This is a genomic window from Listeria cornellensis FSL F6-0969 (assembly GCF_000525855.1).
Classification (GTDB): domain Bacteria; phylum Bacillota; class Bacilli; order Lactobacillales; family Listeriaceae; genus Listeria_A; species Listeria_A cornellensis.
Genome location: NZ_AODE01000028.1, coordinates 17,449 through 33,939, shown reverse-complemented (window position 1 = coordinate 33,939; position 16,491 = coordinate 17,449). Strand labels below are relative to the sequence as shown.

14 protein-coding genes, 1 tRNA gene and 1 pseudogene are annotated in these 16,491 nt (G+C 41.2%); 8 read left to right on the top strand and 8 right to left on the bottom strand.

Translation table 11 applies throughout. The features are described from left to right. Nucleotides 1-133 precede the first annotated feature (133 nt). From PCORN_RS12025 to PCORN_RS12015, 3 genes are all read left to right on the top strand, one after another. Nucleotides 134-439, top strand: coding sequence for a PTS sugar transporter subunit IIA (locus PCORN_RS12025; protein WP_036067278.1), 306 nt, complete (start codon nt 134-136; stop codon nt 437-439). Between the two features lie 71 nt (nt 440-510). Beyond that, entirely contained in the window at nt 511-1,596 is a 1,086-nt protein-coding gene (locus PCORN_RS12020; RefSeq protein WP_036080889.1) for a DUF871 domain-containing protein, read from the top strand. A 115-nt stretch (nt 1,597-1,711) separates the two neighbouring features. Next, complete coding sequence (locus tag PCORN_RS12015) at nt 1,712-4,402, top strand: YhgE/Pip domain-containing protein (RefSeq protein WP_036080886.1); 2,691 nt, start codon at nt 1,712-1,714, stop codon at nt 4,400-4,402. 245 nt (nt 4,403-4,647) lie between these two features. Here the strand turns inward: PCORN_RS12015 and PCORN_RS12010 are convergent. Next, nucleotides 4,648-4,721, bottom strand: a tRNA-Arg gene (locus PCORN_RS12010). Between the two features lie 90 nt (nt 4,722-4,811). Between PCORN_RS12010 and PCORN_RS12005 the strand changes: the two genes are divergently transcribed. Beyond that, nucleotides 4,812-5,870, top strand: coding sequence for a hypothetical protein (locus PCORN_RS12005; RefSeq protein ID WP_036080883.1), 1,059 nt, complete (start codon nt 4,812-4,814; stop codon nt 5,868-5,870). A 276-nt stretch (nt 5,871-6,146) separates the two neighbouring features. Continuing rightward, complete coding sequence (locus tag PCORN_RS12000; RefSeq protein ID WP_036080880.1) at nt 6,147-6,782, top strand: CPBP family intramembrane glutamic endopeptidase; 636 nt, start codon at nt 6,147-6,149, stop codon at nt 6,780-6,782. A 62-nt stretch (nt 6,783-6,844) separates the two neighbouring features. Here the strand turns inward: PCORN_RS12000 and mreBH are convergent, their stop codons facing one another. The 6 genes and pseudogenes from mreBH to PCORN_RS11970 all read right to left on the bottom strand — a co-directional run bounded on the left by mreBH (nt 6,845) and on the right by PCORN_RS11970 (nt 13,418). After that, the gene (gene mreBH, locus PCORN_RS11995) at nt 6,845-7,852 is read right to left on the bottom strand and encodes a rod-share determining protein MreBH (RefSeq protein ID WP_036080877.1); all 1,008 of its coding nucleotides are present in this window, start codon (nt 7,850-7,852) and stop codon (nt 6,845-6,847) included. Nucleotides 7,853-8,042: 190 nt separating this feature from the next. Beyond that, a complete protein-coding gene (mreB, locus tag PCORN_RS11990; protein ID WP_051999430.1) occupies nt 8,043-9,089 on the bottom strand; it encodes a rod shape-determining protein in 1,047 nt (348 codons plus the stop codon). A gap of 332 nt (nt 9,090-9,421) precedes the next feature. Beyond that, nucleotides 9,422-10,684 (bottom strand): annotated as a pseudogene (locus PCORN_RS11985) (MDR family MFS transporter). Between the two features lie 86 nt (nt 10,685-10,770). Then, complete coding sequence (locus PCORN_RS11980) at nt 10,771-12,003, bottom strand: aminopeptidase (protein WP_036080874.1); 1,233 nt, start codon at nt 12,001-12,003, stop codon at nt 10,771-10,773. A gap of 344 nt (nt 12,004-12,347) precedes the next feature. Continuing rightward, on the bottom strand, nt 12,348-12,659 hold the full coding sequence (locus tag PCORN_RS11975) for a hypothetical protein (RefSeq protein WP_036080871.1): 312 nt from the start codon (nt 12,657-12,659) through the stop codon (nt 12,348-12,350). A gap of 309 nt (nt 12,660-12,968) precedes the next feature. Further along, nucleotides 12,969-13,418, bottom strand: coding sequence for a flavodoxin (locus PCORN_RS11970; RefSeq protein ID WP_036080869.1), 450 nt, complete (start codon nt 13,416-13,418; stop codon nt 12,969-12,971). A gap of 270 nt (nt 13,419-13,688) precedes the next feature. Between PCORN_RS11970 and map the strand changes: the two genes are divergently transcribed. Next, a complete protein-coding gene (map, locus tag PCORN_RS11965) occupies nt 13,689-14,447 on the top strand; it encodes a type I methionyl aminopeptidase (protein ID WP_036080963.1) in 759 nt (252 codons plus the stop codon). Between the two features lie 69 nt (nt 14,448-14,516). Then, the gene (locus PCORN_RS11960; protein ID WP_036080866.1) at nt 14,517-15,314 is read left to right on the top strand and encodes an AAC(3) family N-acetyltransferase; all 798 of its coding nucleotides are present in this window, start codon (nt 14,517-14,519) and stop codon (nt 15,312-15,314) included. On the opposite strand, the gene PCORN_RS11955 is transcribed toward PCORN_RS11960, so the two are convergent. After that, nucleotides 15,301-15,522, bottom strand: coding sequence for a DUF1128 domain-containing protein (locus tag PCORN_RS11955; protein ID WP_036080864.1), 222 nt, complete (start codon nt 15,520-15,522; stop codon nt 15,301-15,303). The genes PCORN_RS11960 and PCORN_RS11955 overlap by 14 nt on opposite strands. A 136-nt stretch (nt 15,523-15,658) precedes the next feature. On the opposite strand from PCORN_RS11955, the gene PCORN_RS11950 reads away from it, so the two are divergent. Next, nucleotides 15,659-16,474, top strand: coding sequence for a YihY/virulence factor BrkB family protein (locus PCORN_RS11950; RefSeq protein WP_051999429.1), 816 nt, complete (start codon nt 15,659-15,661; stop codon nt 16,472-16,474). Nucleotides 16,475-16,491 lie beyond the last annotated feature (17 nt).

Genomic DNA, 16,491 nt, shown 5'->3' with positions numbered 1-16,491 from the left:
GAGGAAGCCGGACAAAACGAAGAGCTGATCACGCCCGTTAGCTCCGACAGAAATTGTTAGAGGGCACAGAAAAAAAGTCCTCTTTGACTTTTGTGGAGGTCACGAAAAATATTACGCAAGGATGTGGAGTTTAATGGAAGAACTAGAATTGACAATTATGAATCTAATCATGTTTGGTGGTAACGCAAAGAGCGATGCCATGCTAGCAATTGATGCAGCTAAAAAAGGTGACTTTGCTTTAGCGGATGAACAAATCCAAAAAGCAGAACAATCATTGCTTGAAGCCCATCATTCTCAAACAAAATTAATTCAAGGCGAAGCTCGCGGCGAGAAAACAGAAGTGTCTTTACTTCTAGTTCACGCGCAAGATCACTTGATGAACGCTATTACTTTCAAAGATTTAGCGATCGAAATTGTAGAATTATATCGCGTTAAATAATTATAAAAATGGGGGTGAGGAGTTTTCCTCATCCCCATTTTAAATATTTGAAGAGAGGAAGTTTACTTATTATGAGAAAATTAGGTATTTCAGTATTCCCGCAACATGCCCCACTAGAGGACTCGTTACATTACATCGAGACGGCCGCAAAATATGGTTTTAGCCGTATTTTCACGTGTTTAATTTCAGCAAATGACGAAGCGGAGTTTACGAAATTAGAAACGATTTGCCAAACGGCGAACAAATTAGGCTATGAAGTTATTGCTGATGTTGATCCTGGCGTTTTTGCTTCACTAAACCTGACATACCAGGACTTAGGGCGTTTTAAAGAATTAGGATTATCCGGTCTGCGTTTAGATTTAGGTTTTTCTGGTGCGGAAGAAGCGGCGATGTCTTTTGATGATAATGATTTACAAATCGAGCTAAATATCTCGAACGGAACGAAATATGTCGATAATATCTTGTCTTATCAAGCGAATACGGCGAATATTATCGGTTGTCATAATTTTTACCCACGTCGTTATACAGCGCTTTCTCGTGAGCATTTCCTTCGCACAAGCGCCCAATTCAAAAAATATAACTTGCGCACAGCAGCGTTCGTATCTTCCAATGCAGGTAAATTTGGCCCATGGTTTGTCGTAGATGGCGGACTTCCAACATTGGAAGAACACCGTGGCATGCCGATTACCGTCCAAGCAAAAGATCTATGGAACACTGGTTTAATTGATGACGTGATTATTGGAAACATGTACGCGTCAGAAGAAGAGTTAAAAGCACTCGGCGAATTAAATCGCAACGAGCTAGAACTTGCGGTCACATTCCTTGATGGCGCAACAGCTGTCGAAAAAGAAATCGTAACAACGCAAAAACATTTCAATCGTGGCGATGCTTCGGAATACGTGCTACGCTCAACAATGACGCGTGTTAACTTCAAACAACACGATTTTCCAGCACATGATACAGATACCATCGAACTTGGCGACGTAACCATTGATAACAACGGATATGAACGCTATAAAGGCGAAATGCAAGTGGCTCTTCGCGAAATGGAGAACTCCGGTAACACAAACATTGTTGGCCGAGTAATTCCAGAAGAACGCTACTTACTAAAAACAATTCAATCATGGCAACATTTCCGTTTAAAAGAACATAAATAAGCTAGAAAAATACAAGCTAAGTACTGTAAAAGTGCTCTGGCTTGTATTTTTTATTGCAGTCTTCATATCTCCCCTGTATAATCGGACGTGAGGAAATATAAGAGGGGTGTGAAGAATGAAGAAAATCTGGGGTATTTTTATACTCGATTGGCGTCGGCTTTTTAAAGCTCCGATTGCTCTGACATTGGTGCTTGCGCTCGTCATTTTGCCATCTCTATACGCGTGGTTTAATATCGAAGCGCTTTGGGACCCATATTCTAACACATCAGGAATTAAAGTAGCCGTCGTTATCGAAGACGAGGGCGCAGAAATTACCGTACCAGGAAAAAGCCCACAAAAAATCAATGTCGGCAAGCAACTCAAAGACCAGCTGGAGAAAAATGATTCGCTAGGTTGGACGTTCACGACAGAAGATAAGGCTCAAGAGGGCGTGAAAAAAGGGGATTACTACGCGGCTATCTTTATCCCTGCTGATTTTTCGAAAGATATCGTTTCGGTTGTCGGCGGCGATCCAAAGAAGCCAACGATCAATTATACGGTGAATGAGAAAATAAACGCGATTGCCCCGAAGATAACGGATAAAGGCGCGTCGACCATTGTGGACCAAATCAGTTCAGAATTCATTGATAAAGTCAGCAGTTCTGTTCTCTCAGAGCTTAACCAAGCCGGGATTGATTTGGAAAATGAGTTACCAACCTTGCGCCATATCAAGGATAAAGTTTTCCAAGTGAAGCAAAGTATGCCGCAGATTATCGAGATGGGCAAGCAAGCCGTTATTTTAGAAGGAAAGTTACCTGATTTAAAAGCAAAAGCGAATCAAGTGGCAGAGCTGAATAAGAATATGCCACAAATCAACGCAGCCGCACAGGACCTATTACGCATCGAATCGCAGTTACCGCAGCTCGACAAATTGGGTAAAGACATCCTCGTATTACAGCAGAAAATCCCAGAAATCAAGCAAATTGCAACGGACGTAAAGGCAGTCAACGCCAATTTTGGAACGATTCAAAAAACGGTCAACGATGCGCTATCCGAATCCACCAAAGCACTTGGCATCATCTCAGACGCAGAAAAAGCCTTGCCGACTATCAAAAAAATTGCGGATGATGGCTCCAAATATGCCGATAAAGTCACGGATTTTACGAAACAAGTAGACCAGTCCTTTCAAACGGTGGCTCCTGCGATTAAACAGAATCTGATTTTGCTCCAACAAATCACGAATAACGTCTACGAACTAACGGAGGCACTTAAAAACGGTAGCATCGACCCGGCCAAAGTCATCCCAGTCATCGATCAAATCGACACGCAATTAACGAGTGCGAATACGATGCTAACGAAACAAATCGAGTTGCTGACGTCTTTAAATGAAACCTTGCCAAATAAACCGCTAACAGGCTTCATCAGCGACCTAAAAGCCATGCAACAAGACTTGGTGACGCAACAGCAAACACTGACTGAAGTCAAAAAAATCATCGAAGCAGGCGAAGAACCTAGCCAAGCCTTACTCAATCAACTAAACGCAGAGGCAAAAAAAGTGAGCGATGATTTAGCCACGATTATCGGCGTGTACGATGCCAAGATTGTGCCAACCATCAACGCGGCACTAAAAGAAGTCAGCGCAGACCTCGCTAAAAGTAGCGCATTACTAGACGTTGCCAAAAAGAAACTACCAGACGTTGCGTCGATTCTAAAAAACGCCAACCAAACACTCGTAACAAGCCAAACCTACTTGAAAGAATTCCAACAACGTTTGCCAGAGTTACAGCAAACATTAAGCGATGCGACGGCGTTTATCGATACGAAACTCGACACAGTAATCAGTGGTATCAACACAGCCGCAACTTTTTACAAGTCAGAATATCCAGATGTAAAAGCTAAAATCCACAAGGCCGGCGACTTCGTGCGCAACGATTTACCAACGCTAGAGTCTGAAATTAACAACGCCGCAAAACTGATCGAGGAAAAGTTCCCTGAATTTGAAAAAGCTGTCAAAGTAGCCGCAGATTTATCCAGAACAGAACTACCAGAATTCGAGGAAGCCATCAACAAGGCGGCATCACGCATCAACGAATTCGATCAAAATTATGACATGCAACAAATCATCGCATTTTTAAGAAATGACGTCAAAAAAGATAGTGACTTCATCGCGCATCCAATCCAGCTGAAGGAGACAAAAGACTATCCGATTCCAAATTACGGATCAGCCAGTTCGCCATTCTATACAGCGCTGTGTCTATGGGTTGGCGCCTTACTTCTCATCTCACTATTACGCGTGGATGTTGAAGTACCGCGAGGCATTTTTAATCACCATCACGTCTATTTTGGCAGGTTGCTCACGTTCCTATCAATAGGTCTCGCGCAGGCTTTAATCGTCACGCTAGGCAACATTTTCTTGCTCGGCGTATCCGTCGCAAGCCCAGTCTATCACGTCCTATTCAGCATGTTTATCAGCGTCATCTTCATAATTATCGTCTACACACTTGTCTCGCTGTTCAACAACGTCGGAAAAGGAATCGCAATCATCCTACTCGTCCTACAAATATCAGGAGCAGGCGGAAACTTCCCGATTCAAGTATCACCACCATTTTTCCAAGCCATCTATCCATTCCTACCGTTCACATACGCGGTTGGGCTAATACGAGAAAGCGTCGGCGGCATATACTGGCCAAACGCCACACACGACATCATTATGCTCGCGATATTCGGCATCCTATTCATCCTACTGGGTATTCTACTCAAAAAACCACTAGACAAAATCATCCCAGGACTCTCTGCAAAAGCCAAGAAAAGTAAATTAATTCACTAATAAGGCATCATAAAAAGGATCTGGCTATAAAACCGGATCCTTTTCGTATCAAAAAACCATTTAACGTAATGCTAAAGAAATTATTTTGTAACATAAATGTAAAAAAAGATGATTAACACTTTATTTTTGACATAAAAAACGCTATAATGAAATGGTACATAAAAGTTGAACCTTTGTTGTACATAGTAAAATAGTTAACGTTTGGTATATGTGGAATGAAAGCAGTTTCGTATTTCAACTAAAAATGTCCTGAGAGGGAATCGAACCCACGGCCTACAGCTTAGGAGGCTGTCGCTCTATCCTACTGAGCTATCAGGACACGATTGATTTTACCAACTCTATCATTTTAACATAAAACAGAGGTGGGGAGCAATCTGTTTGCAAAAATCAAGAGAGAGGAAGGAACAGATTGAAGAAATTGATACCAGTATTGATAGGATTATTACTTCTAGTCGGATTAGCAGCATGTGGTAAGGAAGGCATAGACGAGGTTCTAAACGATAATTCATTGACCGTTATCCAGAATGTGAAAACAGATTTAAAAGACTACCAGCTAGCGTATGTGAAGGATAACAATGATATGACAGGTGTGCTTGAGTACTACAAAGATGCGAATGAAAAAGATATTTCGAATATACAACTGGACTCCGCGCTTAAAACAAAAGATTCAAAAGTGAAACTAAGCCTCATGAACGGTTTGGATGGTTTAATCGCAATGGTCGAAATCAATGACGCAAGTCTCGCGAAAGAGGCAACAGAACTAGTTTTGCTTGATAGTAATAAAGAAGTAGACGAAGCAATTGGCGTTTCGCTAACGAATAAAAGTACGGTAGAAGACGGGAAGACGGTTGCTATTGTGGCGATTCCCTCACTTGATCCAAAGACGGTGAGCGGACTAAAACGCATCGAGCTGCGTAATGACGCTAATAAAAGCATTTACAATAACGACTTAAATCCAAGTAAAATAAAGGCCCAAGCACCATCAGAACGCGCGAAAAGAAACGCCTTTTTCCCAGCAGTTAATAAATACATCGCGGATAAGGACTGGAAAGTAGTAAGTAGCGCGACACAGAAGAAACAAATTTATACAGCTATTTTGCGCGATAAGGATGGGGCGTATCATTTAGTTGAATTCACCTACCCAAATAATAAGCTTGTAGTGAAGGAGACCGCCAAGAATGACAATCCGCAACGAGATAATGACGTATCGCTACTCCAGCTACAAGGCGACAAAAATCAGTATATCGGAGTCGTTGCTGAACTGGAAACAATTATTAAGAAAGGCACGACGGTGGTTTTGAAATCAACAGAGGGTAAAGAGTATAAACAGCCACTCCACACGGGATACAATGACAAAAATGCCCTGATTCAACTGACAAAGAAAACAGAAATGAAAATAGATACGATTTCATCTGTCTCCATTCAAGATGATAAAGGAAACGAGTTATATACAATGGATCTAAAGTGAAAATGGAGAAAGTGGTTGGCATGGGGTTAGATACAAAACCTCATGTCAACCATTTTTGCGTTTTATAGGGTTACCAAAATGTAAGTTTATATGTTTAGATTGTAATATAATTCACATGTTAGAAATCAATCTATTGTTTATACTTAACTACGTCATCTTCCATAGGATTTAAGATTTACATCATGAAAAAGAGGGTAATAAAAGAGGAAATAGTTTTCAAACAGATATGCTTCTAGGAGCTTGCAACATTTCAATTTATCGAAAAGGAGCAAGTAGATGGAACATTCATTGGTAGATAAGAAAAAAGGTTATTTTGTCATAATAAGCGCGATATTAGTGGGGATAGCGTATCAATTATTACCATTTGTACTCACGGATACACCATATCTAGAGAACATTGGCGCATTTTTCAATGTAATTATTATGTTTATTCTGCTGTATATCATGCTGAAAGAGGAATTTCTAGACTGGTTCAAGCATTTTAGCATCAAATGGTTGTTGATCGGAATCCCATTTCTGGTCATTGTTGGAACGATAGCAGGGAGTCTCTGGGCGGCAATCGCTGGTGGAACGACCGCGAATGATATAAACAGTGTTCTGACATGGGATTATGTCTTTAAAAACGTCCCATTCATGCTTCTCGGTGAAGAGCTACTCTCCATCGGAATTCTCTACGCAGCCTGGAAAAAATTAAATTGGAAATTCTGGCAAGCGACGATGCTATGCTCGATCTTATTCGCATTGTGGCATTTACCAGCCTATGACTATAACGCACTGCAATGCTTAGTCACAATTATTCCGAGCAGACTCGTTTTAAATTATTTATTTAAGAAAAGCAATTCTATCTGGGTAACATGGATTGTGCACATTGCTTTTGACGTCATCACGTTCTTGCCAATACTATTAAAATAGACTAAAAAAAACCAGGAAAAAAAGAGTCGAAGCCGACTTGTTTTTTCCTGGTTTTTCTGCAGTTAATTAATTTTTTTAGATACTTTATCAATGTACTCAAGTGACATACCGGTTCCGATAGCTACGGACTCTAAAGGACTCGGTGCCATATGTACAGGAACATCGATTTGATTGACGAGCCATTCTTGGAAGCCATGTAATTGTGAGCCACCACCGGTTAAAACGATGCCACGATCGACAATATCACCGCTTAGTTCGGCTGGACATTGCTCTAATGTCACGCGAATCGCTTCGAGTATACGGCTTAGCGTTTCTTCCAATGCTTTTTGAATCTCGGTAGACGTAATGGTGAGTGTCATCGGTAAACCCGTTAACAGGTCACGTCCGCGCACATCCATCGTTATTTCAGTATGAGGAATTGGCGCATAACCAAGTTCCATTTTAATCCGTTCGGCTGTAGCTTCCCCGACTAGAAGATTGTAGTTTTTGCGAATATGTTGGATAATCTCATCATCCATATGATCGCCGCCGGTTCTAACAGACGTACTCGTTACAATGCCTCCGTAAGAGATGATGGCGATTTCACTTGTTCCACCGCCGATATCTACAATGACATTCGCGATAGGTTCATCAACCGGCAAATCAGCTCCGATTGCCGCTGCAACAGGTTCTTCGATAAGCGAGACTTCTTTCGCTCCCATCGATTTCACCGCATCAATAATCGCGCGGCGTTCCACAGAAGTTGCTCCAGTTGGTGCACAAACAACAACGTTCGGCCTTTTCACCGAATTACCAACAACTCCTGTGACCCGACGCATGATCTCGCGCAAAAGGTCAGCTGTGACGTCATAATCAGCAATAACGCCATCTTTTAATGGGCGAACTGCAATAATATTAGTAGGTGTTTTTCCAATCATTTCTTTTGCTTCTTGGCCAATCGCAAGCACGGACTTGGTGTTTACATCCATGGCAACTACAGAAGGTTCATTCAAGATAAGTCCTTCAGATTTACTATACACTAAGATGTTTGCGGTACCAAGGTCGATACCGATCGTTGTATTACCAAACATTTTTTTACCCTCCATATTTCCTTTTTCATGCTTTTATCGGCATAGTCTCTAGTATAAAGCAGTTTTGCCGTTGTTGGGGCTTATAAAGATAATGATATAAAAAGGTAATATAGGAATCGCGCAGGAATAGGCTTTCGCATGGAAAACGTAAACCGCATGTAAAGAACTTAATACAAATCCAGTATTTAACTCAAGAGAAAAATGGGAGATTAAGGCGCGGTGTGTTCAGCTCCAAATCCCCGGATACCGTGCGTTGACTATAAAAATGAATCCGCTCAGTTCCGATAGCCACGGATTCTAATGGACTTGGATCGAGTATAACTGGAAAATCAACTTGCTTCGTTAGCCATTCTTTAAAGCCATTTAGTAAGGAACCGCCACCGGTTAAAATAATACCTTGATCCATGATATCACCGCTAAGTTCAGCAGGGGACTGCTCCACCATCACATGAATCATTTTTATAATTTTGGCTAAAAATTCTGTAATTAGTGGTTGGATGTCAGGAGAGGATATTTTTGTAGTTGCTGGGAGCCCGGTTAGTAAGCTACGACCACGAACTTCCATGGTCTTCAGAATATGAGGACCAGGCGCGTAACCGAGTTTCTTTTTCATTTTTTCGGCAGTTAATTCACCAATTAAAAGATGGTGTTTTTCCCGGAAATATTGAATGATTTCGGCATCTAAAGAATCACCAGCAGAACGAATGGACATATTAGCGAGGACACCTCGATAGGAAACAATGGATATTTCCGTTGTACCAGCACCAATGTCTACAATCATATTAGATACAGGTTCATTGATGGGAAGTCCAGCACCAATGGCAGCAGCAACAGGAGCCTCCACAATGGTAACTACTTTGATTCCAGTTGCGAGTACAGCATCACGAATAATATTCCGCTCCACAAGCGTTGCGCCAGCTGGTACGTTGATGCTAGCTGCTGTTTTACGAATGGGGATGTTAGCTATGCGAGTGACACGATCCAGAACGGCTTGCAATAGCTTCACTGCATTATCAAAATCAGCAATAACACCATCTTTTAACGGTTTAATAGCTGTTAAAGTGGTAGGTGTTTTTCCGTACATTTGTTTTGCCAAGTTCCCGATAGCATAGACTGCTTTTGTCTCGGCATCTAAAACGACGACAGCAGGTTCACGAAATATAATTCCACGCAGTTCATTGTAAACAACAATATTTGCTGTCCCTAAATCGATTCCAATTGAAGAATGACTAAACATAAGCACACACCTTACTTTCCTTTGAAATTTGTTAAAACATATTGACTTCTTAATGACATAATTGCCTTAAAGTGAGGAAAGTAAACATAAAAGCATAAAATAATACTAAAAAAGCTATGCGTTTTAAGCATAGCTCAGCGTATCAACAAACGCTCAATTTCGTCGTTAAAAGTTCCGTTTCAATGTTCTTCTACCCTAGTAGGCTCCCCACTGGTACGAGCTTTTGCGTAGAAACTAAGCATTTATCGACATGCTGAATTTTGGAGAAATATCATGAAAAGCTGTTTTTCTAAAGTCTGAATTATGCGTTTTAAGTGTAGCTTTTTGTAACGCTATTTAGCGCGGTCTTGTTTTTCATAGAGACTATACATGTAGAAGTATATAAATCCACTGATTACTGCAAGCACTGCAATGGTTGCAAACGTTGCGAAATAGCCAACGAGTGTAGATAGGGTAATCGCTAGTGGCGCTATCACTTTCCCAAACGTATAGCGAAGTCCAGCTGCCGAGAAGTACATGGCTCGTTTATCATCCGGAGCAATTTTTGCAACGAAATTCTGTTGGATTCCGACCGTCATTAATTCTGCAAAACTAAATAATATAATCGCTAAAATAGCACCCCATGGACCGGTTGTGATTCCGAACAGAAGGATGGCAATCCCGTACAAGAAGGACGAATTCATGAAAACTAGCTTTTCGCGATATTGGCTCATGAGTCGAGTGAAGAAAACTGTCAATAAAGCTACACAGAAGCCATTGATGGAGACGATGAAGCCGAATAATTGTTCTCCGGTAAGCTGTATCGAGAAAATCGATGAATCCCCAATAACCTCTGTAATATAGAGCGGGAATAGTAAGTCCAGTTGCATGAAGGATTGCGAAATAATGACGCCAGCAACAATATATAAGAAAAAAAACTTTATCTTTAAAAATCAGTTTGTAGTTGCGTAATTGCTCTATTAAAACCGTGCCAATTTTTTTTCTCACGTTGAGCCTTGCGTAGTTCCTTATCGAGAGCCATTGGTGCTGTTTCATGTCCGAATTTTGTTAGTAAAATCAATAGAAGTAGGTCAGCCAAAACAATCGCGAGTAGGGTTTGCGATGTATAATTATTAAACACAAGCGCCCCGATAATCGGGCCAATAACGACCGCAATATTAATCATCATGTAAAAAATGGAGTACACATGACTCCGGTGCTCGGGTTTCACAACATCCGCAATCATCGCTTGACTCGCTGGTTGGTAGAATGACATAAAAATACTCGCAACCATAAATCCAAAAAAATGCCACATAAGGCGAATGAAAAATAGTTGTCGCTGCAATCGCAAAAATAAGGAAACCGGCACCTTCACCGATGACCGAAATACTCATCATTCGTTTACGCCCATAAGTATCGGCGAAGTAACCGCCGAGTAGGGCAGTGATCACAGATAAAGCCTGCGATAAAATAAGCAACAGACTCGTTGTTTGCCTACCAATGGAGTCCGAAAAATAAATCGTTAAAAAGGGAAACACCGCCCAAAAGGAAATATCGAGCAAAGCCTCCCCGAATAGTCGCACTTTAAGATTGATATCCCAAGTCTTAAATTTCATAGAAAAAACACCTTCTTTACAAGAAAAGCCCATGAAACAGTTCTTCCATGGGCTTTGTTATGAATTAGTAAACAATCATTGTATTATTAAAATGCCCAGTCACCGTTACGGAAAACAGGTACTTTATCGCCGCTTGCCGTAATGCCATCAATGTTCATCTTCTCCGAACCAATCATGAAATCCACGTGGGTCATACTTGAGTTGACACCAGCTTTTTCTAGTTCTTCGCGGCTCATATCCTCGCCACCTTTGATATTAAAAGCATAGGCACTTCCGATTGCCAAGTGATTCGAGGCATTTTCGTCAAATAGCGTATTGTAGAATAGGATTCCTGATTGGGAAATAGGGGACGGATCTGGTACCAAGGCAACTTCGCCAAGATAATGTGATCCTTCATCGGTTGCCACTAAATCCTTCAGAATATCTTCTCCTTGTTCTGCTGCAACATCGACAATGCGACCATCCTTGAATGTGATTTTGAACTTATCAATGATGTTACCAGCATAGCTTAATGGTTTTGTACTAGATACATAGCCATTCACGCTATTTTTTTCAGCGCACGAAAAAACTTCTTCTGTAGGCATATTCGCCATGAATTCTTTGCCTTGTTTATTATAGCTTCCGGCGCCAACCCATACATGATTTTTAGGAAGACCAATCGTTAAATCAGTTCCCGGTGCGGTATAGTGAAGCGCCGTATATTGTTGCTCGTTCAAGTAAGTCGCTTTATTGTTCAGCGTCTCATCATGATTTTTCCACGTTTGGACAGGATCGGCTGTGTTAATACGCGTTGTTTCAAAGATAGTTTCCCAAAGTGCAGGAACTTGATCTGCGTGTGGTAAATCAGGGAATACCTTCGCTGCCCAGCCCTCAGAAGCGGCACCAACAACCGTCCAGCTGATTGCGTTAGATTGAATCATTTGGCGGAATTCCTCGAGTGCTTGACCCATTGCCTTTTGATTAGCCGCGATTTTTTTACCATCCACACCTTTAAGTAAATCTGGATTTTCCGAAACAATCGAGATAAAAACAGCATTTTCGCGAGCTAATTCAATGCGTTCCGCGGCACGATGAAGTGCAGCTTTTTCAAAAATTTCAATCGGTGAATTTTGGTAGCGAAGTAACGTGATTTCTTCATCTGCCCAGTTGATAATAACGTCGCTAGCTCCAACTTCATAGGCTTTCTTCGTAATCAACCGGCTTAGTGGTGCGCTCTCAACGGAACTTGTAATCACTACTTTCTGGTCAGGTTGAACGTTCACTCCGACCTTGACGATTAATTCTGCATACTTTTCTAATTTCTCATTAAATGTTGTCATATGTAGCACCCCTCTTCTATTCAATAAAAGCATTGTATCTTAAAAAAAACGCGTAAAGCAACTGTTTGCAATGGCTTATTCAAACCATTGTTGATGCATCTCACTCAAAAATTCCCGGCTGAGTGGCAGCATATTCGATTCAGGTAATACCGCATCAATCATACAGTACGGACAAAGCGCCGTATCCTCAATTTCCAGCCAGTTCGTAATTTCAGAAGGCGCAAAAATCTCAAGACAATAAAAACAGCCACAACGGTCTGCCTTAGCGAGCCATATTTTGTTACTCGAAGCGTATTTATAGGCGTCTCTTAGATCCAGCTTCGAGGGGCTTCCTCAGCTTTTCGTTAGTCAAATTCAATCTCCGACAAAGCCTCATCCATTGACTCTAAAATATTATACTTCACAAAATAATCCAACCAAGCTTGGCGTAAATCAGGGGCATCGCGTTTAATCGACGGTTTGATTTTGTCATACATTGTTTTCATAATATCTTGCCACATCGCATTCACTGCGCGATCGAGTTTCGTGTCTTTCCAACGCTTTGCTGGCGGGCGCTTCTTATTTTTCTCATTTTGGAATTCGAGTGCTTTTTGATAAAAGCTATTTTTTGTCGTCAAGTTTTCAGACATATATACAGAAAATTCATTGAAAGTCATCGTAACACTCCTTAAAATTGTAGGTCAATTAACAGTAACATATACTTATCAGAGCGTCTACTCTACATCGGTAGGTTAAAATACGTTTATACGAGTAACTGTTTCATTTTCAAAGATGAAAACAGAGTAAAAATCATTTTTTAAATAGGATAATAAAAAGCTTGTAATGATTGCGAGAGAATGGAAGGCGACATCTATTACTGAAATCGAAAAATCGTTTTTTAAATTATTTTAGCTATTAAAAAAATGCCTAACTATCAATGCGATAGCTAGACATTTTGGGTGATTCCATTTATTCAATTTCAAAAATTAATTCCCAAGTAAGGCATCAGCAAATGTTTTCGCATAAGCTTCTGCACGCACAACATCATCTTCGTCAGGATCTAAATCTACTTTCAATCCTTCTACAGGGACTGTCGCGCCTTGTTGTTTCAACCGTTTCTCAACAAGATCAACCGTCAAACAAAACTCATCGTAGAATGTGTCACCAGATCCGAAAGAAGCACAAACTTTACCAGAAAAGTCCACGTCAGACATATCTTCGTAGAAATCCACGAATTCGTCTGGAAGTTCGCCATCATCATATGTATAGCCACCGATTAGCGCGCCATCATATTCTAATAGTTTCTCAGGTTCGACAGAGATACATTCCTCAATCTCGACCTCAATATCGTATTTCTCTAGTTCTTCGCCAAGGATATCTGCAATTTCTTCTGTATTACCAGTCATGCTGGCATATACAATCATAACTTTTGCCATTATTTACATCACCATTTCTTTCTATGAGTTCTAAGTTAATACGCTAAAAAAAGCACACTTGCAAACGCCGAATATGCTTGTTTCATCAATCACCAATACTTCCATTATAAAGAATTTCAGAAAAACTGCAAGAAATTCCGTTAAATTTAGCAAAAACGTCATATTCATACTTTCAAAATGAGGCGAATAAAGCTATAATGGTAGAAGTGAGAATTTCTGGCTGGGACAAAATCAACGTTTCGATGGTCGGAAAGAGAAGGGATGGAAAAAATGATTACATTAAAATCAAGACGCGAAATTGACGAAATGAAACGTGCGGGGGAAATCCTTGTCGCGACACATAAAGAAATTAAGAAACTAATAAAGCCTGGAATTACGAGCTGGGATATCGAAGTATTCACAGAAGAATTCCTGCGCAAACAAGGTGCGACACCAGAGCAAAAAGGCTTTGAAGGTTATGAATTTGCAACGTGCGCAAGTATCAATGACGAAATTTGTCACGGTTTTCCGCGGAAGAAAATTCTAAACGAAGGCGATATTATCACGGTGGACATGGTTGTTAATTTCCACGGTGCGCTTGCTGATTCTGCTTGGACATATGGCGTTGGACAAGTATCACCGGAAGCTGAGCGTTTGATGGAAGTGACACGTAAATCGATGTACCTTGGTATCGAACAAGCACAAGTTGGCAACCGTATTGGCGATATCGGCCACGCGATTCAAACATACGTAGAAGCAGAAAAACTAGCTGTTGTGCGCGAATTTATCGGTCACGGCGTTGGCCCAACATTACACGAAAAACCAGAAGTGCCACATTTCGGCGCAGCAGGCAAAGGCCCACGTTTGAAAGAAGGCATGGTTATCACGATCGAACCAATGGTCAACACAGGCGGTTGGAAAGCGAAGATGGATGACAACGGTTGGACGGCGCGCACAGCTGACGGTTCACTTTCTGCGCAGTACGAGCACACGATTGCGATTACAAAAGATGGTCCAGAAATTTTGACGTATCAAGGGGAAAACGACTAAATAATACGTAGGTGTGTTGCCAAGAACGCGACACACCTAAATTTTTTCGAGAACAAAGGGAGAATGGGTATGGGAGAGAAAAAAGCGATTCGTAAAACGAGGACGCCACATACGGTTGCATCAATTTGCGAGGAACTACATAATCTAGGTATTGCAAAAGGAGATACAGTAATTCTACACTCCGCGCTCGGTCAAGCTGGCTGGGTATGCGGGGGTGGCGTTGCGATTATTAAAGCTTTTCAAAAGGCGGTAACAGAATCTGGAAATCTAGTGATGGCATCGCAAAGTACGAATATATCAGACCCATCCAAATGGCGTAACCCAGCGGTACCGAAAGAATGGTGGCCGACGATTTATGAGGAGATGCCTGCGTATAATCCAGAAGAAACACCTACTTTTTTCATGGGCGTGATTCCAGAAACATTCCGCAAAATGGCTGACGTGAAGCGAAGTTCCCATCCGAAATATTCTTTTTGTGCATGGGGAAGTGACGCTGCCTTCATTACAGAGAAGCATGCGCTAAATTTCGGCTTCGGCGAACAGTCACCACTAGCACGACTATACGAATTGCACGCAAAAATTGTCCTGTTCGGCGTCGATCACAATAAAAATACGTCACTACACCTTGCCGAGCACCGCGCAAAAGCTTTTCGAATTCAGCAAGAAAAGTCACCGATTATGGTGGGCGGCGAGAAAGTTTGGCAAAGCTATGATGAAATAACGTCCAATAGCGAGGAATTTATTGCGATTGGGCGCGATTACGAACAAAAAACAGCACACCAGCCGACGACGCTTGCTGGTGCACCTTCCAAAATATTTGATATGCGCGACTTAGTGGATTACGTTAGCGAAATTATTTCCGAATAGTACTTAGTTCCTCTGCAAAAAGTTGCATTTCACGCATACTGATATTATTTTTGCGATGGATAAGCGTATAAATATCAAGCAGGGTATCGTAATGGATGGCTTCCAATGTCAGGTTTTCGAAGACGGAAGCATTGACCATCTTTAGTTTTACAGTAATTTCATTTAACATATACGTAACGTTTTCTTGCGATGGGTTTTCTAAGTTCATGTGAGACACTCCTTTTCAACTTTCAAAAATTGTAGCATATAGTTTGGAGTGATGCCACCATTAGCGTCTATTTTAAGAAGAAAGGGGATACCGATGTTAAAAAAAAATACAAGATATCCGCCTTGTTCGTTTTGGCATGGCCGTTGGGACTAGATTTACTAAAAATGATGTATCCGGAAGCGCCTCGCAATTAGCGTATTATATGCTCTTTTCTATTTTTCCGATTTTACTAATTGTCGCCTCGTTGCTTCCGTATTTCAACATTGATCAAGACCAGTTATTCACAACGATTAAGCAGTTTGTTCCAGAAGAAATTTATGATTTTATTAATAATAATCTGGATCAGCTTCTGAACAATAATTCGGGAGGTGCGCTTTCTGTCGGGATTATCGGGACGTTATGGTCGGCTTCTAATGGCATGAATGCGACGACGAAAGCATTGAATAAAGCGTATGGCGTGCAGGATCGCCGCAATTATTTTATTAAGCGCTTGTTGTCGATGGTTTTTACAATGGGCATGCTGGCGGTTGTGGTCGTGACGCTACTTCTCGTCGTTTTCGGACAGCAAATTGGGTTATTTATTTTTAATCATCTGAATGTGTCCCAAGATACGCTCGATATTTGGAATAATTTTCGCTGGCTCGTGACGCTAGCTGTTATTTTTATCGTGTTTTCCTTTATTTTTTGGATCGCACCGAACCGGAGAAGTAGCCTATTTAGTATTTTGCCAGGCGCCGTTTTTTCCACGGTTGGTTGGGCAGCAGCTTCGATTGGTTTCGCCTATTACGTGAACAACTTCGCCAATTATTCTGCGACTTATGGCAGTATCGGCGTGATTATAATTTTGATGTTATGGTTTTATTTAACAGGAACTATTTTGATGATTGGTGGCGAAATCAATGCCACACTTAGCATAGTAAAGCAGAAAAAGCTGGTCGGGGAGATTAATTAACCGGGCCATAAGGAGAG

Excerpts from the sequence above, each read along its gene's own strand:
- PCORN_RS11955 (WP_036080864.1), bottom strand. The coding sequence starts at position 15,522 with ATGAACTTAGAAAACCCATCGCAAGAAAACGTTACGTATATGTTAAAT.
- PCORN_RS12025 (WP_036067278.1), top strand. The coding sequence starts at position 134 with ATGGAAGAACTAGAATTGACAATTATGAATCTAATCATGTTTGGTGGT.
- PCORN_RS11980 (WP_036080874.1), bottom strand. The coding sequence starts at position 12,003 with ATGACAACATTTAATGAGAAATTAGAAAAGTATGCAGAATTAATCGTC.
- map (WP_036080963.1), top strand. The coding sequence starts at position 13,689 with ATGATTACATTAAAATCAAGACGCGAAATTGACGAAATGAAACGTGCG.
- PCORN_RS12000 (WP_036080880.1), top strand. The coding sequence starts at position 6,147 with ATGGAACATTCATTGGTAGATAAGAAAAAAGGTTATTTTGTCATAATA.
- PCORN_RS11960 (WP_036080866.1), top strand. The coding sequence starts at position 14,517 with ATGGGAGAGAAAAAAGCGATTCGTAAAACGAGGACGCCACATACGGTT.
- PCORN_RS12020 (WP_036080889.1), top strand. The coding sequence starts at position 511 with ATGAGAAAATTAGGTATTTCAGTATTCCCGCAACATGCCCCACTAGAG.
- mreBH (WP_036080877.1), bottom strand. The coding sequence starts at position 7,852 with ATGTTTGGTAATACAACGATCGGTATCGACCTTGGTACCGCAAACATC.
- PCORN_RS11975 (WP_036080871.1), bottom strand. The coding sequence starts at position 12,659 with ATGACTTTCAATGAATTTTCTGTATATATGTCTGAAAACTTGACGACA.
- mreB (WP_051999430.1), bottom strand. The coding sequence starts at position 9,089 with ATGTTTAGTCATTCTTCAATTGGAATCGATTTAGGGACAGCAAATATT.
- PCORN_RS11970 (WP_036080869.1), bottom strand. The coding sequence starts at position 13,418 with ATGGCAAAAGTTATGATTGTATATGCCAGCATGACTGGTAATACAGAA.
- PCORN_RS11950 (WP_051999429.1), top strand. The coding sequence starts at position 15,659 with ATGGCCGTTGGGACTAGATTTACTAAAAATGATGTATCCGGAAGCGCC.
- PCORN_RS12015 (WP_036080886.1), top strand. The coding sequence starts at position 1,712 with ATGAAGAAAATCTGGGGTATTTTTATACTCGATTGGCGTCGGCTTTTT.